At 71.8% G+C, this 18,806-nt stretch carries 19 protein-coding genes; 9 read left to right on the top strand and 10 right to left on the bottom strand.

The features are described 5' to 3' along the window. A partial coding sequence (locus tag ACLJQE_RS42480) for a helix-turn-helix domain-containing protein (protein ID WP_410645515.1) occupies positions 1 to 396 on the bottom strand: 396 nt, incomplete at its 3' end. 192 nt (positions 397 to 588) lie between these two features. On the opposite strand from ACLJQE_RS42480, the gene ACLJQE_RS42485 reads away from it, so the two are divergent. The 4 genes from ACLJQE_RS42485 to ACLJQE_RS42500 are packed head-to-tail and all read left to right on the top strand — an operon-like array spanning position 589 to position 3,813. Continuing rightward, positions 589 to 1,797 carry a cytochrome P450 gene (locus ACLJQE_RS42485; protein WP_410645592.1) on the top strand — a complete coding sequence of 403 codons (1,209 nt, stop codon included), beginning with the start codon at positions 589 to 591 and terminating at the stop codon, positions 1,795 to 1,797. Beyond that, the gene (locus ACLJQE_RS42490) at positions 1,794 to 2,444 is read left to right on the top strand and encodes a TetR/AcrR family transcriptional regulator (protein WP_410645517.1); all 651 of its coding nucleotides are present in this window, start codon (positions 1,794 to 1,796) and stop codon (positions 2,442 to 2,444) included. The genes ACLJQE_RS42485 and ACLJQE_RS42490 overlap by 4 nt, the downstream gene beginning before the upstream one ends. Beyond that, on the top strand, positions 2,441 to 2,641 hold the full coding sequence (locus ACLJQE_RS42495; RefSeq protein WP_410645519.1) for a ferredoxin: 201 nt from the start codon (positions 2,441 to 2,443) through the stop codon (positions 2,639 to 2,641). The genes ACLJQE_RS42490 and ACLJQE_RS42495 overlap by 4 nt, the downstream gene beginning before the upstream one ends. Continuing rightward, positions 2,638 to 3,813: an NAD(P)/FAD-dependent oxidoreductase gene (locus ACLJQE_RS42500; RefSeq protein ID WP_410645521.1), complete on the top strand. Its 1,176-nt coding sequence runs from the start codon at positions 2,638 to 2,640 to the stop codon at positions 3,811 to 3,813. Before ACLJQE_RS42495 ends, ACLJQE_RS42500 begins: the two co-directional genes overlap by 4 nt. Positions 3,814 to 3,952: 139 nt before the next feature. Here ACLJQE_RS42500 and glmS read toward each other — a convergent pair whose 3' ends face one another. Beyond that, on the bottom strand, positions 3,953 to 5,776 hold the full coding sequence (gene glmS / locus ACLJQE_RS42505) for a glutamine--fructose-6-phosphate transaminase (isomerizing) (protein WP_410645523.1): 1,824 nt from the start codon (positions 5,774 to 5,776) through the stop codon (positions 3,953 to 3,955). Positions 5,777 to 5,790: 14 nt separating this feature from the next. Continuing rightward, positions 5,791 to 6,063: a hypothetical protein gene (locus ACLJQE_RS42510; RefSeq protein WP_013229189.1), complete on the bottom strand. Its 273-nt coding sequence runs from the start codon at positions 6,061 to 6,063 to the stop codon at positions 5,791 to 5,793. Positions 6,064 to 6,158: 95 nt separating this feature from the next. Here ACLJQE_RS42510 and ACLJQE_RS42515 point away from each other — a divergent pair, with 95 nt between their 5' ends. After that, positions 6,159 to 6,884, top strand: a complete 726-nt coding sequence (locus tag ACLJQE_RS42515) for a class I SAM-dependent DNA methyltransferase (RefSeq protein WP_410645525.1) — start codon at positions 6,159 to 6,161, stop codon at positions 6,882 to 6,884. A 196-nt stretch (positions 6,885 to 7,080) separates the two neighbouring features. Here ACLJQE_RS42515 and ACLJQE_RS42520 read toward each other — a convergent pair whose 3' ends face one another. From ACLJQE_RS42520 to ACLJQE_RS42530, 3 genes are read right to left on the bottom strand one after another with little or no spacing between them, the layout of a single operon-like run. Further along, positions 7,081 to 7,425: an STAS domain-containing protein gene (locus ACLJQE_RS42520; protein ID WP_410645527.1), complete on the bottom strand. Its 345-nt coding sequence runs from the start codon at positions 7,423 to 7,425 to the stop codon at positions 7,081 to 7,083. Then, positions 7,422 to 8,651: a PP2C family protein-serine/threonine phosphatase gene (locus ACLJQE_RS42525; RefSeq protein WP_410645529.1), complete on the bottom strand. Its 1,230-nt coding sequence runs from the start codon at positions 8,649 to 8,651 to the stop codon at positions 7,422 to 7,424. The genes ACLJQE_RS42520 and ACLJQE_RS42525 overlap by 4 nt, the downstream gene beginning before the upstream one ends. Then, on the bottom strand, positions 8,651 to 9,451 hold the full coding sequence (locus tag ACLJQE_RS42530; protein WP_410645531.1) for an alpha/beta fold hydrolase: 801 nt from the start codon (positions 9,449 to 9,451) through the stop codon (positions 8,651 to 8,653). The genes ACLJQE_RS42525 and ACLJQE_RS42530 overlap by 1 nt, the downstream gene beginning before the upstream one ends. Positions 9,452 to 9,576: 125 nt before the next feature. Here ACLJQE_RS42530 and ACLJQE_RS42535 point away from each other — a divergent pair, with 125 nt between their 5' ends. Next, positions 9,577 to 9,918 carry a hypothetical protein gene (locus tag ACLJQE_RS42535; protein ID WP_410645533.1) on the top strand — a complete coding sequence of 114 codons (342 nt, stop codon included), beginning with the start codon at positions 9,577 to 9,579 and terminating at the stop codon, positions 9,916 to 9,918. Between the two features lie 60 nt (positions 9,919 to 9,978). On the opposite strand, the gene ACLJQE_RS42540 is transcribed toward ACLJQE_RS42535, so the two are convergent. The 4 genes from ACLJQE_RS42540 to ACLJQE_RS42555 form a co-directional block, all read right to left on the bottom strand. Further along, positions 9,979 to 10,353, bottom strand: coding sequence for an STAS domain-containing protein (locus ACLJQE_RS42540; protein ID WP_410645535.1), 375 nt, complete (start codon positions 10,351 to 10,353; stop codon positions 9,979 to 9,981). 167 nt (positions 10,354 to 10,520) lie between these two features. Continuing rightward, the gene (locus ACLJQE_RS42545; RefSeq protein ID WP_410645593.1) at positions 10,521 to 11,489 is read right to left on the bottom strand and encodes a tetratricopeptide repeat protein; all 969 of its coding nucleotides are present in this window, start codon (positions 11,487 to 11,489) and stop codon (positions 10,521 to 10,523) included. Positions 11,490 to 11,599: 110 nt separating this feature from the next. Next, positions 11,600 to 12,628 (bottom strand): GDSL-type esterase/lipase family protein, encoded by a 1,029-nt coding sequence (locus ACLJQE_RS42550; RefSeq protein ID WP_410645537.1) that lies wholly within the window; start codon positions 12,626 to 12,628, stop codon positions 11,600 to 11,602. After that, entirely contained in the window at positions 12,625 to 15,357 is a 2,733-nt protein-coding gene (locus ACLJQE_RS42555; protein ID WP_410645539.1) for a hypothetical protein, read from the bottom strand. Before ACLJQE_RS42555 ends, ACLJQE_RS42550 begins: the two co-directional genes overlap by 4 nt. A gap of 266 nt (positions 15,358 to 15,623) precedes the next feature. On the opposite strand from ACLJQE_RS42555, the gene ACLJQE_RS42560 reads away from it, so the two are divergent. From ACLJQE_RS42560 to ACLJQE_RS42570, 3 genes are read left to right on the top strand one after another with little or no spacing between them, the layout of a single operon-like run. Then, a complete protein-coding gene (locus tag ACLJQE_RS42560) occupies positions 15,624 to 16,910 on the top strand; it encodes an ABC transporter substrate-binding protein (RefSeq protein WP_410645541.1) in 1,287 nt (428 codons plus the stop codon). Between the two features lie 13 nt (positions 16,911 to 16,923). Then, positions 16,924 to 17,871, top strand: a complete 948-nt coding sequence (locus ACLJQE_RS42565; RefSeq protein ID WP_410645543.1) for a carbohydrate ABC transporter permease — start codon at positions 16,924 to 16,926, stop codon at positions 17,869 to 17,871. After that, positions 17,868 to 18,698: a carbohydrate ABC transporter permease gene (locus ACLJQE_RS42570; RefSeq protein ID WP_410645544.1), complete on the top strand. Its 831-nt coding sequence runs from the start codon at positions 17,868 to 17,870 to the stop codon at positions 18,696 to 18,698. Before ACLJQE_RS42565 ends, ACLJQE_RS42570 begins: the two co-directional genes overlap by 4 nt. The last annotated feature ends 108 nt before the right edge of the window (positions 18,699 to 18,806 follow it).

An 18,806-nucleotide genomic window follows, 5' to 3' on the forward strand; every position in this document is an offset into this window, starting at 1 on the left:
TGGCCGTGTCCCTATCAGCGGTCCCTCGATGCCACCAGGCCCGGTGACACCACCCCCCGGATCATGGGTTCGACTGGGGGCGTCAGTCATGCCAGGCCTGGCGACCACAACTCCCTGGTCGGGAGCCACGAAAAAGGTAACGGGGAGCGACGCCAGGGCTTCGGCGCTGACCTGGTCGCCTGGCAGGTACGGCTGTCCGGTGAGGTCGGCCACCGCGCAGCCGAGTGCGCCGGCGAGATCTTCGAGCAGGCGGCGCCGCTCGAAGCGGCGTTTGCCGTTTTCGAGCATCGACCAGTACGCCTTGCTGATGCCGGCCAGACCGGCGGCAGTGTCAAGGCTCACGCCCCTCCGGTGGCGGATCTTGCCCAGCCGTTCGCCGATCTCGGCATGGTCCATCCAGACCACCTGCTTCGCGGAGTGGCCTCCCCGCGTGCCCCGGCCCGTCGACCAGGGCGTTCCTTCGCGAAGAGGTACACGTCTCAGCGTACCGGGCGGATCCGGCTCCATTGATTAAGTCAACTGCTTGACTTAATCGAGAATGGTCGCCATGCTCGGAGACAGGGGACATTCACCAACGAGAGGCCCGTGATGACGCCAAGCCACACCGACCCGCTGCCGCGTTTCCCGTTCGAGGCCGCCACCGCGCTGGAGCCGCCGGCCGAGTGGGCCGAGTTCCGGGAGAAGTGCCCGGTCGCGCGCGTCGCGCTGGCCAGCGGGGACGAAGCCGCCCTGATCACCCGCTACGGCGACGTCAAGAGGGTCCTGTCCGACCCGCGGTTCACCCGGCCGACGCCGTCGGACAACGCGGCCAGGGTCGCGGACACCGAATCGGGCGGGGTGTTCAACAGCGAGATGGCGACCGTGCTCCCGCAGCACGGCGAGGGACACCTGAAGTGGCGTCGCCTGATCGGGAAGTGGTTCACCGCCAAGCGGATGAACGCGCTGCGGCCGGGCATGGCGGCGATGGCCGAGCAGCTCATCGACGAGATGGTCGCGAAGGGCGCGCCCGGCGACCTCAAGGCGGGCCTTGCCTTCCCGCTGCCGGTCTGGGTCATCTGCGACATGCTCGGCGTGCCGGACACCGACCGCGACCGGTTCGCCCACTGGTCCGACGTCATGCTCAGCATGACCCGCTACACGCAAGCCGAGTTCGACGCCGCGCAGGCGGAGTTCGGCGGGTACATGGGTGCGCACATCGCGAGCAAGCGGGCCGAGCCCGGCGAGGACATCCTCAGCGCGCTGATCGCCGAGGGCGTCGGCTGGTCCGACGCGACGCTGACCGCCACCGGCATCGGCCTGCTCATCGCCGGCCACGAGACCACGGCGAACATGATCGCGAAGATGACGGCGATGCTGCTCGCCGACCGGAGCCGGTGGGAGCAGCTGCTCGCCGACCCCTCGCTGGTGCGCACGGCGGTCGAGGAAACGCTGCGGCTGGACGCCAACGCGGGAGTCGGCATGCTGCGTTACCTCTCCGAGGACTTCGAGGTCGGCGACACCGTGCTGCCGGGCGGCACCAGCGCGATGTGCAGCATGGCCGCGGCCAACCGCGACGAGGACGCCTTCGAGCACGCCTCGGAAATGGACCTGACCCGCAGCCCGAACCCGCACCTGGCCTTCGGTGCCGGGGCGCACGCGTGCCTCGGGCAGCCGCTGGCCCGCACCGAGCTGCAGGTCGTCCTGGAGGTGCTGCTGCGCAAGCTGCCGTCGCTGGAACTCGCGGTCCCGGCCGACGAGCTGCGGCGCGTCGAGGGGCTCGCCGTCGGCGGGCTGCGGGAACTACCCGTCCGCTGGTGACGGACCGGGCGCAGGCGACACGGGAGCGGATCCTGGTCGCGGCGGAACGCCTCTACGCCGAACACGGCGTGCTGGCCGTTTCCAACCGGCAGATCAGCGAGGCGGCGGGGCAGGGCAACAACACGGCCGTCGGCTACCACTTCGGCACCCGGGCCGACGTCGTGCGGGCCATCGTCCGCAAGCACACCGGCCCGGTCGAACGGCTGCGCCACCGCCGGCTCGACGACATCGGCGACCGCGCGCCGCTGCGCGACTGGCTCGGGTGCCTGGTGTACCCCACCACCGAGCACCTGGCCGAGCTGGGCACGCCGACCTGGTTCGCCCGGTTCGCCGCCCAGGTGATGACCGAGCCGTCGCTGCGCACGGTCGCCATCGAGGAGACGCTGACGTCTCCGTCGCTGGCGCGGACCGTCGCGGGGCTCTGCCGGTGCCTGCCCGGGCTGCCCGCCGAAGTCCGCGCCGAACGCAACGACCTCACCCGGCTCGTGGTGGTGCACGCGATGGCCGAGCGGGAACGGGCCCTCGCCGGAGGCGCGGGCACCCCGAGAGCCGGCTGGCGCGCCACCGCCACCGCTCTCACCGACGTACTGGCCGGGCTGTGGCTCGCGCCGGTCACGAAACAAGGACGACGAAAGGAACCGCCATGAAGGTCACCGTGGACGAAGTCAAGTGCTGCGGCGCCGGCACCTGCGTCATGCTCGCCCCGGACGTGTTCGACCAGCGCGACGACGACGGCATCGTCATCCTCCTCGACGAGCACCCCGCCGAAGAGCTGCACGGAGTCGTCCGCGAGGCGGCGAGCGTGTGCCCGGGTGTCGCGATCTCGGTCAGCGAGGAGGGATGACCGGCGACGTCCTGGTCGTCGGCGCCTCGGCCGCCGGTCTCGCCACCGTGGAAGCCCTGCGCCGCAAGGGCTACGCGGGGCGGCTGACCGTGCTGGGGGCCGAGGCGCACCTGCCCTACGACCGGCCGCCGCTGTCCAAGCAGGTCCTCGGCGGGAGCTGGACGCCCGGGCAGACGCAGCTGCGGACGCCGGCCGCACTGTCGGCATTGGACACCGAGTTCGTGCTCGGCGATCCGGCGGTGCGCCTGGACGCCGCCGCGCGGACCGTCCACACGGCGGCCGGGCGGACCCTGACCGCGGACGCCGTCGTGCTCGCCACCGGGCTGCGCCCGCGCACCCTGCCCGGGCAGGACGGCCTCGACGGCGTCCACGTGCTGCGCACCCTCGACGACACCCTGGCCCTGCGCGCGGACCTCGTGCCGGGCAAGCGGGTGGTGGTCGTCGGGGACGGCGTGCTCGGCGCGGAGATCGCCGCGACCGTGTGCGCGGCGGGCGTGCCGGTCACCCTGGCCGGTCCCCAGCCCGCGCCGCTGGCCTGCCAGTTCGGTCCCCTGGCGGCCGGGTTGCTCGCCGAGCTGCACGCGAGCCGGGGCGTCGACCTGCGGCTCGGCTCCGCGGTCACCGGCCTGGCCGCGGAAGACGGCCGCGTCACCGGGGTGCGGCTGGCCTCCGGCGAGGTGCTGCCCGCCGACGTCGTCGTGGTCGCCTTCGGGGCCGCGCCGTCGACGGAGTGGCTGGCGGGCAGCGGGCTGCTGTGCGACAACGGCGTCGTGTGCGACTCCCGGTGCCGGGCGGCGGACGGGATCTACGCGGCCGGCGACGTCGCGCGCTGGCACCACGAAGGGTTCGACGCGTTGCTGCGGCTGGAAAATCGGACCAACGCCACCGAGCAGGCGGTCGCCGTCGCGGGGAACATCCTCGGCGAAGACCGCCCGTACACGCCGGTGCCCTACTTCTGGACCAACCAGTTCGACGCCCGGATCCACGTGCACGGCACGCTGTCCGCGGACGCCGAAGTGTCCGTTGTGGAGGGTGACCCGCGGGAGGGCCGGTTCGTGGCGCGGTACCGCCGCGGGGGTGCCGTCACCGGCGTGCTCGGCTGGAACATGCCCAAGCAGGCCCGGCTGCGCCGGCCGGAGATCGCCGGCGCGGTCCTCGCCGGACAACCCTGACCGAACCCCGCCGACCTCGCCCCACTCTCGCCGGTCGCCGAGAGCGCCCCAATGTGGCCTTGGTTGCGTTCAACGCACCCAAGGTGGCCTTCGGTGCGTTCAACGCACCGAAGGCCACATTGGGGCGCTGGGGCCCGGCTCATTCGACCGTGACGGACTTGGCCAGGTTGCGCGGCTTGTCGATGTCGTAGCCCAGCGTCAGCGCGGCGTGGTAGGCGAGCAGCTGCAGCGGGATGGTCAGCAGGATGGGGTCGAGCTCCGGCTCGGTCTTGGGCACCACGATCCGCGGGACGTCGAGTTCGCCGAAGTCGACGCCTTCGTGGGTCACCGCGAGCACCGCGCCGCCCCGGGCCTTGATCTGCTGGACCGCGGCCAGGTTGCGCCCGGTCAGCTCGTCCGACGGCACGACGGCGACGGTCGGGAGCGCTTCGTCGATCAGCGCCAGCGGTCCGTGCTTGAGCTCGGACGTCTGGTACGCCTCGGCGTGGCGGTAAGAGATCTCCTTGAACTTCTGCGCACCCTCCCGCGCCACCGGGTAGCCGCGGACGCGCCCGACGAAGAACAGGCTCTTCGCGGCGGCGACCGTCTTCGCGTGCTCGGCGATCTCGGGCTCGAAGTCCAAAATGGACTTGATCTGGCCCGGCAGCGCGCGGATCGCGTCGATGATCCGCTGACCGTCCGCATTGGACAGGTCGCGCACCCGGCCGAGGGCCAGCGCGACCAGCGCGAACCCGACGGCCATGTTGGTCAGCGCCTTGGTCGAGGCGACCGCGATCTCCGGGCCGGCGTGCAGGTAGACGCCGCCTTCGCAGGCACGGGCGATCGTCGAGCCGACGACGTTGACCAAGCCGACGACGCGGCCGCCCTTGCGCTTGATCTCCTCGACGGCGAAGGCGGTGTCGATCGTCTCGCCGGACTGGCTGACCGCGATGTAGAGGGTGTCGGCCTCGATGATCGGGTTGCGGTAGCGGAACTCCGACGCGGCTTCGGCGTCGGCCGGGATCCGCGCGAGTTCTTCGATCATCGTCGCGCCGATCTGGCCGACGTAGTAGGCGGAGCCGCAGCCGAGGATCTTCACCCGGGCGAACCCGCGCAGCTCGCGCGGCGTCAGGTTGAGCCCGTCGAGGCGGGCGACGCCGAACCGGTCGTCGAGCCTGCCGCGGATGATCCGCTCGACGGATTCGGGCTGTTCCTGGATTTCCTTGGCCATGTAGTGCGGGTAGCCGCCCAGGTCGAGGTCCTCGGCGTCGATGTCGATCTCGGTGGCCGGCTTGGTGGTGTCGCTCTCGTCGACGGTGAAGGTGCGGTAGCCGGTGGCGAAGACCGTGGCGAATTCGCCGTCGTCGAGGTGGGCGACCTGCGAGGTGTGCCGCACGAGCGCGGCGAGGTCGCTGGCGACGAACATCTCCCGTTCGCCGACGCCGATGATCAGCGGCGAGCCGTTGCGCGCGATGACCAGGCGGTCCGGGTACGCGCTGTCGGTGACGGCGATCGCGTACGTGCCGGTGATCCGCGAGACCGCCTCCACGACGGCGTCTTCGAGGGTTTCGGCGTTCGCGCGGGCGATCAGGTGGGCGAGGACCTCGGTGTCGGTCTCGGAGGTGAGGGTGACGCCGGCGTCGGCGAGCTGGGCCCGCAGCGAGTCGGCGTTGTCGATGATGCCGTTGTGGACGACGGAGATCCGGCCGTCTTCGGACGTGTGCGGGTGGGCGTTGGCCTCCGACGCGGGCCCGTGCGTGGCCCAGCGCGTGTGCCCGATGCCCGCCTTACCGGCGAGCCGCTTGGGCAGCGCCGCGGCGAGGTTCCGCACCCGCCCGACGACCCGGTGGACCTGGGCGCCGCCCTTGGTGCCGAGGACGGCGATGCCGGCGGAGTCGTACCCGCGGTACTCCAGCCGGGTCAGGCCCTCGATCAGGATGGGGGCGGCGTTCTGGCCGCCGATGTAGCCGACGATCCCGCACACGGGCGTACCTCTTCCTAGCCGTAGACGATGCGGCGCAGCTGCCGCTCGGAGAGGACGGGTGCGGCCACCAGGCGGCCGCGGAGCTCGGCGGCGATCAGGGGGAAGATTTCGGGGTTCTTCCGGCCCTGTGCCTGCAGCTCGGCGTGCCGGCGGCGCACGTAGTCCTCGGTGGGAGTCCGGTAGAAGGCCAGGACGTCGTCGACGACCCGGGCGGCGACCCGGGGCGGCAGCCCGGTGGACGCGGCCACGCGCTCGACGATGTCGGTGTCCTCCACGCGAGCCATCATGCCTTGCCGTGGTTCGAAACCCAAATTCTTGCCCGAAATCGGGCAAGTCTTAATTGGTTGGACAGTTTCCGTGGCTCCCGGCGATGGTGGAGGGCGTGCGACAGGACGAAATTTGGGACGTCGAGACCGCCGAGCGCTACGACACCCCGGGCGAGGGCGTGTTCGCGCCGGAGGTGGTGGAACCGGTGGTGGACCGGCTCGCCGCCCTCGCCGGGGGCGGCCGGGCGCTCGAGTTTGCGATCGGCACCGGCCGGGTGGCCGTCCCGCTCGCCGAGCGCGGGGTGGCCGTGTCCGGCATCGAGCTGTCCGAGCCGATGCTGGACCGGCTGCGGCAGAAGGCGCCGATCCCGGTGGTCGCCGGCGACATGGCGACGGCCACCGCGCCGGGCCGGTTTTCGCTGGTCTACCTGGTGTACAACACGATCGGGAACCTCCTGACCCAGGACGAGCAGGTCGAGTGCTTCCGCAACGCCGCCCGCCACCTGGACCCGGGCGGCCGGTTCGTGATCGAGCTGGGCGTCCCCGAGCTGCGGCGGCTTCCGCCGGGCCAGGACGCCCTGGTCTTCCACGCCGATTCCGGGGGCATCGGGGTGGACACCTACGACACCGTGCGCCAGCACCTCGTCTCGAACCACTTCACGTTCGGTTCGGGACGGCAGGCCCGGCTGAGCCGCTGCCCGCAGCGCTACATCTGGCCGGCCGAGCTCGACCTGATGGGGCGGCTGGCCGGGTTCGAGCTGGAGTCCCGGCACGCGGACTGGACCGGCGGGGAGTTCACGGCGGAGTCGGGATCGCACGTTTCGGTGTACCGGCTGCCCTGATCCGCCCGCCCGCCCGCCGCTGGGCGCGGGTGCCGGCGGAGCTCGGCCCCGCACTTCCCGGTCCGGTCCCCAGCGCCCCAATGTGGCCTTGGTTGCGTTGAACGCACCCAAGGTGGCCTTCGGTGCGTTCAACGCACCGAAGGCCACATTGGGGCGCTTGGGATGGGCCGGTGCCGGCCTGCTTGCTGCGGGGTTGTCAGTCTCCGAGGGCGTCTTCGGCGCTCGCGTAGGTCGGGAAGAAGTCTCCTAGGCCGATCAGCCCGAAGGTCCGGCGCAGCCGGTCGGGGACGGCGGCCAGTGCGAGGCCCGCGCCGGCCGCCTCGGCGAGGTTGCGGGCCGCGATGAGGGCGGAGATTCCGCTGGAGTCGCAGAACGTCACCCCGGCCAGGTCCACCACCAGCAGCCCGCCCTCGCCGAGGGTGACGGCCGCCGCCGCGGTGCGGAGGTGGGGTGCGGTCGCCACGTCGAGTTCGCCCTCGATGGTCACCACGGCGCCGGCGACGGTGGTGCGGGTCGTGACGGAGAAGCGGGTGCCGGTCACGGTCGATCGCCTCCGGGGAGCGGGATGCTGAGCGCCAGCAGGGCCGTGTCGTCCTCGACGCCTTCGCCGAAGCCTGCCAGCAGGCCGGTCACCGCCGTGATCACCGCGGGTGCCGTCGTCGGTGCCAGGCCGGTCAGGTGCTCCTGCAGCTGCTCTTCGCTGTAGCGGACGCGGCTCTGCGTGCGGGCTTCGGTCAGCCCGTCGGTGTACATCAGCAGGGTGTCGCCCGGGCGCAGGACGACGTCCACGGCCGCGAAGCGCGCGTGGGCCAGCGCGCCCACCAGCTGGCCGCCCGGGACGGGCAGGAACGCGGACGTGCCGTCGGCGCGGATGAGCAGTGCCGGTGGGTGGCCGCCGGTGGCCAGGGTGATCGCCGCGCCGCCGTCCCCGGGGCGGAGGTGGCCCTGGACGACGGTGCAGTAGCGCGGGTCCGAGCCGCGGTACTCGTGGTGCAGCACGGTGTTCAGGCGGTCCAGCACCCGGGCCGGGTCCGGGTCGTGCACCGCCGCGGCGCGCAGCGTGTAGCGCGCCAGCGACGTCACCACGGCCGCGGCGGCGCCCTTCCCGGACACGTCGCCGAGGAAGAAGCCCCACGTGTCGCCGGTCAGCGGGAACAGGTCGTAGAAGTCGCCGCCGACCTCGTCGGCCGACGCCGGGTGGTAGTAGGCCGCGACCTGCACACCGGGCACCTCGGCCAGTGCGGGCGGCAGCAGGGTCTGCTGCAGCGTCCGCGCGAGGCGCTGCACCCGGTCGCGTTCGCGCTCGGCTTCTTCGCGTGCCCGCAGCAGTTCCTGCTCGTAGGCCCGCCGGTCGCGCGCGTCGAAGATCGTGGTGCGGATCAGCTGCGCCTGCCCGTCGGTGCCGGTCTTCACCGTCGACGTCACCAGCACCGGCAGCCGGCTCCCGTCCGCGGCCTTCAGCTCGAAGGCGACCCCGCCGAGCTCGCCCTGCATGCGCAGGAGCGGCGCGAAGTGCGTCTCGTGGTAGATCCGGCCGCCGACGGTGAGCAGATCGGCGAACCGGCGCCGTCCGACGACGTCGTCGCGTTCGTAGCCGAGCCAGCCGAGCAGCGTGGCGTTGACCTTCGCGATCGTGCCGTCGAGCAGCGTCGAAAGGTACCCGCAGGGTGCGTGTTCGTAGAGGTCTTCCGCGCTGTCCTCCAGCAAGGCCGAGAATTCCGGGGCGGCACTCTCCTGACCACCCGGCCCGGGGTGGTCCTCGCACATCACGGCCCGCTCACGAACGCCGTGATCGCGGCGGCCGTCGCCTCCGGCGCGCTCAGCTGCGGGCAGTGCCCGGTCGCGGCCAGCGTGACCAGGGTGCTGCCGTCGATCTGCTCGTGGGTGAACCGCCCCACCTCGGGCGGCGCGATGGCGTCGTTCGCGCACTCGAGCACCAGCGTCGGCACGGCGACCTTAGCCAGGTCGGCCCGGTTGTCGGACAGGAACGTCACCCGGGCGAAGACGCGCGCGATCGCCGGATCGGTGCGGCAGAAGCTGTTCGTCAGCTCCTCGCCCAGCTCCGGGCGGTCCGGGTTGCCCATGATCACCGGCGCCATCGTCGCCGACCAGCCCAGGTAGTTCGACTCGAGCGCGGCGAGCAGCTCGTCGATGTCGGCGCGGCTGAACCCGCCGCGGTAGTCGCCGTCGTCGAGGTAGCACGGCGAGGGGGTGAGCAGCACCAGCTTCGCGAACCGGTCCGGTTCGCGGTTGACGGCCAGCACCGCGATCATCGCGCTGACCGAGTGGCCCACCAGCACGACGTCCCGCAGGTCCAGCTCGTGGCAGATGGCCAGGACGTCGTCGGCGTAGCCGTCGAGGCTGCCGTAGCGCTCGGGGGTCCAGGCGGACAGGTCCGAGCGCCCGGCGCCGGTGTGGTCGAACAGCACCACCCGGTACCGCCGCGCGAGTTCCGGGACGACGAGGCGCCACAGGTTCTGGTCACAGCCGAACCCGTGCGCGAGCAGGACAGCAGGTCCGTCTTCGCGGCCCGTGACGGTCACGTTGTTCCTGGCGCGCATGCTCACCCGGACATCCTGCCACCGACCCGGCGGAAGCGTGGATCGAGCGACGCAACGGAGCATTTCGGGTACCCTGGCGGCAGGCAAGATCAAACTGGGGGTATTCGATGCGTTCTTGGCGTTTTGGTGTGGTGGCGGTCGCGGTTTCGTTGCTGGGCGGGGTGTTCGCCGCCGCGCCCGCGCAGGCGAGCAGCTCGGACTGCCGCGACTGGTGGACGATCGACGACACGGCGCGGACCGTCTTCACCGACAGCACCCGATCGGTCCGGTTCTGGGGGCACCGCAGCTGCGGCGCAACGACGTCACCGCAGTACTGGTCGGCGCCGTACCGCCCGGACGAGCCGGGCGACTACACCTGGGAAAGCGTGAAGGCACTGCACGGCAGCGACCCCGGGGCGATCGCGTACGGCTTCGAGATGCGCCGGCAGAGTGCCGGCTGGGTGGCGGTCGGCTTCGCCGCCAGTCACGGCTGAGTCCGCCGCCGGGCGAACCGGCGGGGCGAACCGCCGTGGCGCGGTTCGCCCGGCCGGTGCTCATCCGGTGAGTGCGTCGTCCCGGGTGACGGCGACGGCCAGCGCCTCGAGCAGGCCGGTCAGCCGGAGGGTGCGGTGGACGACGCCGGTTTCCGGGGCGACGACCCGGATCCGGGTGCCGGAGCCGGCCGTGCGGCGCGCCTCGAGCAGCACCGTGATGCCGATGGACGCGAGGAAGGACACTTCGGTCAGGTCGATGACCAGCAGTTCCGGCGCGTCGGCGAGGGCCGTGGTGACCGCGTCGCCGAGTACGGGGGCGCTGAGCAGGTCGACCTCACCCGCCACCGCCAGCACGACCGTGCCGCCGGTGTGGTGGGCCGTCACGCGCAGGAGGTCCTGAGGCCGGACCCGGTTGCCGTCAGCGGTCACGATCACCCCTGGGCTGCATACTGGGAATCCCTTCTCCGTTCGTCGTGCGGCCGGGCCGCACCGGATCGGTGGTACCCCGGTCTTCCGACCGCAAAACATCCGGCGACGACCCGAACGGAGTCACTCTGGGCGGTGGTGCCGCCGAGGGCGGGCCGAGCAGGTATCCGGCAGTCTCAGATCAGCGGCTCCGACCGGTACCGCGTGATCCGGTCGGCCAGGCCCCGCACCGCCGGGTCGCCCCGGTGCTCGTGCAGCAGCCGCTCCAGCGGGGCCAGCCGGTCCTTCGGGCGGACCGAGCCCACCTGCCCGGCCAGGTCGACCGCCTCCTCGCCGATGCGGGTGGCCTCGTCGAAATCACCGCGGATCGCGTGGTTCTGGGCCAGCATGATCAAGGTCAGCGACCGGCTGCGGGCCATGTCGGCGCCGTAGCAGTCCGCCGCTTCGGTCAGCTGGGTGATTGCCTCGCCACTGTGGCGGGCCGCCACCGCGGTGGCCAGTTCCGTCAGGACCGTGCCGCGCATCGCCGCCATGTCCGTCTCGCGGAAGAACGCCTCCCACGGCCTCGGTTCCGGCCACGAGCCCGCCTCCGCGAACGCCGCTTCGGCCTCGGCCAGCCGGGCCAGGGCCGCCCGCTCGTCTCCGGCCATCGCGAACGCCCACGCTTCGTTCGCCGCGAGGATCGCGGTGGCCCGGCCGGAATCCGAGCGGCGCGCGGCCGCCCGGCCCTTGGCGAACTCGGCCAGCGCACCGCTGACGTCGTGGCGGTGCAGGTGCACGCGGCCGAGCCGGTACCGGATGTTCGCCACCAGGTTGTCGTTGCCCGCCTCGCCCGCGAGGTCCAGCGCGCGTTCGAAGCGGCGCCGCGCCGGTTCGCCGCGTCCGATGTCGAACTCCGTCCAGCCCAGCAGGTTGTGCACGTCGGCCAGTACCGTGTAGAGCCTGGCCCGCAACGGATCCGGGACCGTGCCACAGTGCAGCAGGAAGCTCGCCGTCTTGACCACCCGGACGGCGTCGCGGCAGAACCCGCCGCCCTGCCGGTAATCCAGGGCCCGCAGAACACCGACGGCCGCTTCCAGCTCGCCGACGTCGGTGGTTTCGATGCTGATCGGAAGGGGTTCGCCTTCGCCCGTTGTCGTCGTCACCATGACCTCACCTCGCGCAGCGCGCACGCACACACGCATGGTCGGTTGCCGGCGCAGGGGAGATACCCACGGCGGGGCGCGAGGAAACGGGTGTCACCCGTCGGGGGAGGTCAGTGGCGCAGGAACCGCGCGAGCGGCAACCGGGCCTGGGTCATCGCCTGTGTGACGAGCGTGGCGAACTGCTCGGCACCGTACCGGCTGAGGTGGCTGGCGTCGTCGACGCCGTCGTGCGCGAGCGTCAGGTACAGCGGCCAGGACGCGGCTTCGCCCAGGCTTTCCAGCAGTGCCTGGCTGCGTGCGGTCAGGTCGAGCAACGGGATCTTCTGCTCTCCCGCGACGTCCCGCATCACCGCGGGCAGGTCGACGCCGATGTTGCTGACGACGAGGCCGAGCGGGGTGAGCTTGCCGTCCGGGCCGAACCGGTGCCGCACCGGCGGTGTGACCATGACCGGCGCCCCGCCCTGCGCCCGGACCCCGGCGATCAGGGTGGCGAGGTTGGCGCGGTAGACGTCCTCGGGCGTCTGCTTGTCGTTGTGCGCCAGCTGGATCAGGACCGTGTCGCCGGGCCGGATCATCGGCCGAACCCGGGCGAAGTAGCGGGGATCGTCGAGGTAGCTGACCGTGCTCGCACCGGACTGGGCGTAGTTCCGCACGCTCGGCCCGGCCCGGAAGAACTCCGGCAGGGCCTGGGCCCAGCCGTTCTTCGGCAGGTTGGCCCAGTCGGAGGCGGTGGAGTCGCTGATCACGAACACCCGCGGGGTCTTCGGCACCGGCGTCACGGCGATCCGGACCGGCTGGGGCGCCGCACCCGTGAGGTACACCTGGAGTCCTGGGGTGCCCGGTCCGTCCTGGCCGCTCGGCATGCCCTCGGGCGTGCGCACCTCGACGGTCACCGAGCGCTGGACGTGCTGCCCCGCCTTGGTGGCCACCGGGGCGAGCGCGATCCGCCGCGCCTCGACGTCGAGGCCGGTCGACCCGGCGTCCCGGCCGCCGAGGTCCACGTCGATCCGGTAATCGCCCGCGGGCACGTCGAACGAGCACGAGCCGGCGCACACGCTCCACCGTGGAGCCGCGTCCGCGGTGGCCGGGAGTGCACCGGACGCCAGCAGAACGGCGAGGGCGGGTCCGAGGATCTTCACGGCGCTTCCTCCGGGGCGATGGCGAGCAGGGCGATGGTGGCCAGGTTCCGCTGGGCGAAGTCGTTGGTGGCGAACGTGGCGAAGTCGCCGGCGGGGTTCGTCGTGGTCCGCGTGGGGATCTCCGTCACCGGGCCGGCGACGGCGGAACCGGTGACGCGTTCGGCGGGCGGCCACGGCTTGCCCGCCGGGTCGCCGGTGAACTGGTCCCAGCCGCGCTTGCGCAGGCTCGCGTCGCCGAGCTGCTCGCCCGCCCAGGCCGTGACGCGTGAGTAGATCGTCTTGAACAGCCCGGGGTTGAAGTCGCGGCCGTAGCGGGCGATCTTCTCGGCCGACGGCGCCTGGGCGTACCGGGCGAAGTCCAGGTAGGTCCGGCGGAACTCCGGGACGTCGACCAGATCGAGGGCTTCCCAGAGGATCTGCTCGCCGAGGAAGGCCATCGAAAGGTTGTAGCCACCTTCGAAGTCGCCCTTCTCCAGGTTGACCAGGTGGCCGGTCGCCGGGTCGAAGCCGACCGCGCCACCCGCCTCGCCGGTGAACAGCCCGGCCGGGAACGTCGCGATGTCCTTCATGCCGGTGACGATCCGGTCGCGCCAGCGGACGTCGCCGGTGCGTTCCCACTCGGTCAGCCAGTTGCTGACCAGCGCGTACCAGTCGGGTCCGATCCGGACGCGGGCCGGCGCCTTCGTCTGCGGCGGCAGGACCGCGCGCAGCGGGTCCACCGTCCGCAGCGTCTCGTCCACCTGCAGCGACGACCGGATCAGGTCGCCCAGCAGCTCGTCGGCGGTGAGGTAGTAGGAGAACCGCTTGGTGAACGACTCGCCGACCCGCGCCTCCTTGGCGCCGTCGCCCCAGTGCACGACGGCGTGGCGCGACCCGAGGCCGGCGAACCGGCCGCCGTGGTGGGTGTCCACTTCGGACACGTGCTGGGTCATGGCGTGCGCCAGCCGGAACGTCCGGGGATCGCCCGAACGCAGGAAGGCGTACCACAGCAGGGCGTCCGTGCCGAGTTCGGCGTTGTCCCAGGCGTACCCGCCGACGTCGTAGCGCCATTCGTGGCGGTCCGCGTCGTAGGTGTGCATGACGTCGCCGTAGTGCCAGAACCCGTACCACTCGCGCTCGCCGACCTGGTCGGCGTAGAAGCCGATCTCGCGGGCGATGCCGTCCTCGAGGGCCGCGCGGGCCGGCGTGCTGCGGTCGGGCAGGCTCCAGCGGCCGAACACCCCGGCCGCGTGGTAGGTGCCCGGGTCCGCGACGAGCTGCGGCGGCGCGGTCAGCGTGGCCGAAAGCGCGGCGATCGTGTCGCGGGACGGGGTGGCCGCCAGTGCCCACAGCCGCAGTTCGGTCGAACGCACCACGCCCTGCGGTGTCGCGAAGCCTTCTTGGACGTCTTCGTAGGACAGATCGAGCCCGTGGGCGACGGTGTCGTAGGTGCGCAGGTCCATCGCCGGCGCCAGCGGGGAGTACGACCAGAGGGTCACCGTCGCGGTGTCCGTGGCGGCTCCGCGGACGTCCAGCGAGCGCGGGGCGCGTTGCCAGAAGTCACGCAGCCCGAAGCCCAGCCCGCCGGCCGGACCGCCGACGTAGCCGAAGCCGGACGCGCGGTCGCCGCGGCCCGCGTGCGTGAGCCAGCTGCCCGCGGCGCTGGTCCGCTTCCACACGGCGAAGTGGCGGGCGGACTCCTGGAACAGCGTGAAGTCGTTCCACAGCGCCAGCTTCTGGTAGCCGTCCCGCACCTGCTGGCCCCACTGCGCGACCGGCGGGGTGGCGGTGCCGTCGGTCTGGGCCTTCCGGACCGCCGAGCCGGGGTCGCGGCGCAGGCCGGTGAGCACCCGGACGGGCTCACCCCAGACACCGCCCGCGGCCGTGCCGAAGCGGACGTGCCGGTTGTGCGGCTCGTCGGTCAGCGGAACCGAGAAGCGCAGGCCGAGCCCGCGGACGAAATCGTGGTTCTCGTCGGCGTCCCAGCGGAAACTGTGCACGACGCGCAGGGAATCGTCGCCCGCGCCGAGGTAGATCCGCATCGTCCAGGGCAGGATCGCGCGGGTGCCGCGGCCGCGGTCGCGGCGGTACCGGCCGGTCAGCTTCACCACCGCACGCACCGGGCCCGCCTGCTCGACCTCGGCGCGTTCGACGATGCCCGTCCAGTCCTCCCGGCGCGGTGCCCGTGCGTCGTCGGGGTCGTCCGGCCGGTCCTGCAGCCGCAGCACGAGCTCGCCGTCGCGCGCCACGACCCGGCCGGCCCGGGCCAGCGACGGCACGGCGACGGCACCGGTCGTGGCGAGCTTCAGCTCCACCGTCCCGTTGGCCACGACGATTTCGCGGGGCGACCGGCGCACGGTGACCGGGGCCGGCGGCGCCGCGGGTGTCCCGGGTGCCAGCGCGAAGGTGTCCGCGCCGGCGGACGACGTCACGGCGTGCCCGGTCCACTTGACCGAGCCGTCCGGCCAGTAGGCCAGCGGCCACGACTGCACCGGCACTCCGGTGCCGTCGGCGGCGTGCAGGGCCAGCGGGGTGGTCCTGGCCAGCGTTCCCCGCGGCCACGGGACGCCGAAAGCGCAGCCCACCGGGGCGGCGGGCCTGCCGTCCAGCCAGTGCAGGCGCACCTCGCCGCCGGACGCCGTGGATGCGTTCGCCGCCGTCGCGGCCGCGGGTGCGGCGACGGCCGTCGCCGCCAGTGCGGACACGCCGCCGAGGAAGGATCTTCTCGTGAAGGGGGACTGCGAGGACATCGTCGGCCTCCGGTCAGCTCGTCACCGCCGCGATGAACCGATTCAAACCAGGCGATTCCGTGGTTGTCAACCTCGGGTACCCGATCAGTCCAGCCCGTAAGTAAGCGCTTTCTCGCGGGGTTGATCAATGACCGCCGTTCGCCGGAATCCTTCGACGCATTCGAAGCAGACAGCGCTTTCTTCGTCCTTTTTGCTGGTTGACGCCATGAACGAGGGGCGCTTACCGTGCTTGAACCGATTCAAGGTCGAATTCGGGAGGAAATCCGATGAACGGACGGTTCGGGGTGCGGGCCGGTCTGGTGGCGGCCGTGGCGGTCACGCTGGCGGGGCTGGTCACGGGGTGCGGTGGCGGCGGTGACACGTCGGGGCGCACGACGATCCGCTTCGTGTGGTGGGGCAACGAAGACCGCGCGAAGGCCACCAAGGCCGCGGTGGAGCTGTTCATGAAGGACAATCCGGGCATCGCGGTCCAGACGGAGTACGCCGGCTACGACGCCTACTTCCAGAAGCTCTCCACCCAGGTCGCCGGCGGTGCGTCGCCCGACCTGATCCAGCTGGACCGCGCGACGCTCGGCGAGTACCAGCACCGGCACGTGCTCGAGGACCTGAGCTCGTACACGGGCAAGACCATCGACGTCACCGGGATCGCGCCCGCGCTGCTGGCCGGCGGCAAGATCGAGGGCAAGCAGTACGCCGTGCCCGGCGGCCAGACCACGCAGATGCTCGCCTACGACGCGGGCGTCTTCGCCAAGGCGGGCGTCGAGCCGCCGTCCGGGCCGGGCAGGAGCTGGACCTGGGCGCAGTTCGGCGAAGGCCTGCGCAAGGTGGCGGCGACCGGCGTGGCCGGGACGACCGACTTCGGCTGGGCCGTCGACTGGTTCGAGGTCTGGCTGCACCAGCACGGCAAGCAGCTCTACACCGACGACGGCAAGCTCGGGTTCACCGCCGCCGACCTGACGCGGTTCTGGACGCTGACCGGCGACCTGCGGGCCGCCAAGGCCGTCACCGCACCCGAGGTCACCACGAAGATGGACGGCTCGATGCCGAACTCCGGCCTGGTCACCAAGCGTGCCGGATCGGAGCTCAACTACGACTCCAGCCTCAGCGCGTACCTGTCGAGCTACGGCCCGGGGATCAAGGCCGCGCCGCTGCCCACCGACGGCCCGGCCTCCGGCATGGCCGCCATGCCGCCGGTCACCTTCGCCGTCGCGCAGCGCTCGGCGCACAAGGAGGCGGCCGCGAAGCTGCTGAGCTTCCTGGTGAACGACCCGGAAGCGGGCAAGCTGCTGGGCGTGGCGCGGGGGCTGCCGCCGAACACCGCCATCCGCGAGCAGGTCTGCGGCGCCGCTCAGGCCGCCACGAAGGCGGTGTGCGACTACGAAAAGTCGGTCGCCGACCGGATCGGCCCGGCGACCGGCCTGTGGCCCACCGGGTCCGCGGCGGTCAAGCGCGACTTCCAGCGCGGCTACGACGACGTGATCTTCGGCCGGGTGAGTGCCGCCGACGGGGCCGCGCGCGTGGTGCAGACCGCGCAGCAGTCACTCGGGTCCTGAGGGGACTCCGGCGATGACGCAGACCGTGCCGGCCCGGCCGGTGACGCCGCGGCGTGCCGAGCCCCGGCGACCGCGTCGCGGGGCCGGCCAGGGCACCGGGTACCTGTTCCTGTCACCCTGGCTGATCGGCGTGCTGGCGCTGACCATCGGCCCGATGATCGCGTCGCTGTACCTGTCGTTCACCGACTACGACCTGTTCGACGCGCCGCGCTGGGTCGGCCTGGACAACTACGTCACGATGTTCACCCGGGACGACCGGTTCTGGCACGCCGCCGGCGTCACCGCCCGGTACGTCGGGCTGTCGGTGCCGCTCAAGCTCGGACTGGCGCTGGCCGTCGCGATGCTGCTGAACCGCGCCCGCCGCGGCGCCGGGCTGTACCGCTCGGCCTTCTACGCGCCCTCGCTGCTCGGCGCAAGCGTGAGCCTCGCCCTCGTGTGGCGCGCGATGTTCTCGACCGGCGGCACGGCCGACCGGGTGCTGGCCGCGTTCGGCCTCGGCACGGGCGGCTGGGTGGACCAGCCGCAGTTCGCGCTGGCGGCCGTGATCGCGCTGGCCGTCTGGCAGTTCGGCGCGCCGATGGTCATCTTCCTCGCCGGGCTCAAGCAGATCCCCCAGGAGCTCTACGAAGCGGCGGAACTCGACGGCGCCGGCCCGGTCCGCCGGTTCCGGTCGGTGACCCTGCCGATGCTGTCCCCGGTGCTGCTGTTCAACCTGGTCCTGGAAACCATCCACGCGTTCCAGTCGTTCACCGGCGCGTTCGTCGTCAGCAGCGGCCGCGGCGGACCCAGCGACTCGACCCTGCTCTACACGCTGTACCTCTACCAGCGCGGCTTCACCGACTTCCGGATGGGCTTCGCCTCGGCGATGGCCTGGGTGCTGCTGGTGGTGATCGGCGTGCTCACCGCGCTGCTGTTCCGCGGCTCGCGCCGGTTCGTCTTCTACGCGGGGGAGGGCCGATGACCCGCCGGTCGTGGGCGTGGCACCTGCTGGTGGTGCTGATCCTGCTGGTGCTGCTGTACCCGGTCGGCTGGCTGGTTTCGGCGTCGTTCAAGCCCGCGGAGGAAGTGCTGGCCGGGCTTTCGCCGCTGCCGTCGCACCCCACGGGCGACAACTACACGCAGGTGTTCGGCGGAGTGGCCGGGTACAGCGTGTGGCACTACTTCGCCAACTCGCTGGTCATCTCCGTGGGCGCGGTGATCGGCAACGTCGTGTCGTGCTCACTGGCCGCCTACGCGTTCGCCCGCCTGCACTTCCGCGGCCGCGGGCCGATGTTCGGGTTCATGCTCTCCACCATCATGCTGCCGCAGCACGTCGTGCTCATCCCGCAGTACGTGATCTTCCAGAAGCTGGGGCTGGTCAACACGTTCTGGCCGCTGGTCCTGCCGAAGTTCCTGGCCACCGACGCGTTCTTCGTCTTCCTGATGGTGCAGTTCATCCGCGCCCTGCCCGGGGAGCTGGACGAAGCCGCGACCATCGACGGCTGCGGGCCGGTGCGGACGTTCCGGTACGTGATCGCGCCACTGTTGCGCCCGGCGCTGATCACCACCGCCATCTTCACGTTCATCTGGACCTGGAACGACTTCTTCTCGCAGTTGATCTACCTCAACGACCCCGGCCGGTTCACCCTGCCGCTGGCACTGCAGATCTTCGTCGACCAGACGAGCCAGTCGGCGTTCGGCCCGATGTTCGCCATGTCGGTGCTCGCCCTGCTGCCGATCGGGCTGTTCTTCTTCGCCTTCCAGCGCTACCTGGTCGAGGGCGTGGCGACGTCGGGACTGAAGGGATGAGCGCCCCAAGGTGGCCTTGGGTGCGTTCAACGCACCCAAGGCGGCCTTCGGTGCGTTCAACGCAACCAAGGCCACATTGGGGCGCTCGGTCGCTGGGGTTGCTGGCCG

This window comes from Amycolatopsis sp. lyj-346, assembly GCF_046548975.1.
In the GTDB taxonomy this organism is placed as follows: domain Bacteria; phylum Actinomycetota; class Actinomycetes; order Mycobacteriales; family Pseudonocardiaceae; genus Amycolatopsis.

What these genes read in the sequence shown, in the direction of transcription:
- ACLJQE_RS42500 (WP_410645521.1), top strand. Translation starts at nt 2,638, where the DNA reads ATGACCGGCGACGTCCTGGTCGTCGGCGCCTCGGCCGCCGGTCTCGCC.
- ACLJQE_RS42510 (WP_013229189.1), bottom strand. Translation starts at nt 6,063, where the DNA reads ATGATGGCTCGCGTGGAGGACACCGACATCGTCGAGCGCGTGGCCGCG.
- ACLJQE_RS42495 (WP_410645519.1), top strand. Translation starts at nt 2,441, where the DNA reads ATGAAGGTCACCGTGGACGAAGTCAAGTGCTGCGGCGCCGGCACCTGC.
- ACLJQE_RS42565 (WP_410645543.1), top strand. Translation starts at nt 16,924, where the DNA reads ATGACGCAGACCGTGCCGGCCCGGCCGGTGACGCCGCGGCGTGCCGAG.
- ACLJQE_RS42555 (WP_410645539.1), bottom strand. Translation starts at nt 15,357, where the DNA reads ATGTCCTCGCAGTCCCCCTTCACGAGAAGATCCTTCCTCGGCGGCGTG.
- ACLJQE_RS42560 (WP_410645541.1), top strand. Translation starts at nt 15,624, where the DNA reads ATGAACGGACGGTTCGGGGTGCGGGCCGGTCTGGTGGCGGCCGTGGCG.
- ACLJQE_RS42570 (WP_410645544.1), top strand. Translation starts at nt 17,868, where the DNA reads ATGACCCGCCGGTCGTGGGCGTGGCACCTGCTGGTGGTGCTGATCCTG.
- ACLJQE_RS42485 (WP_410645592.1), top strand. Translation starts at nt 589, where the DNA reads ATGACGCCAAGCCACACCGACCCGCTGCCGCGTTTCCCGTTCGAGGCC.
- ACLJQE_RS42525 (WP_410645529.1), bottom strand. Translation starts at nt 8,651, where the DNA reads ATGTGCGAGGACCACCCCGGGCCGGGTGGTCAGGAGAGTGCCGCCCCG.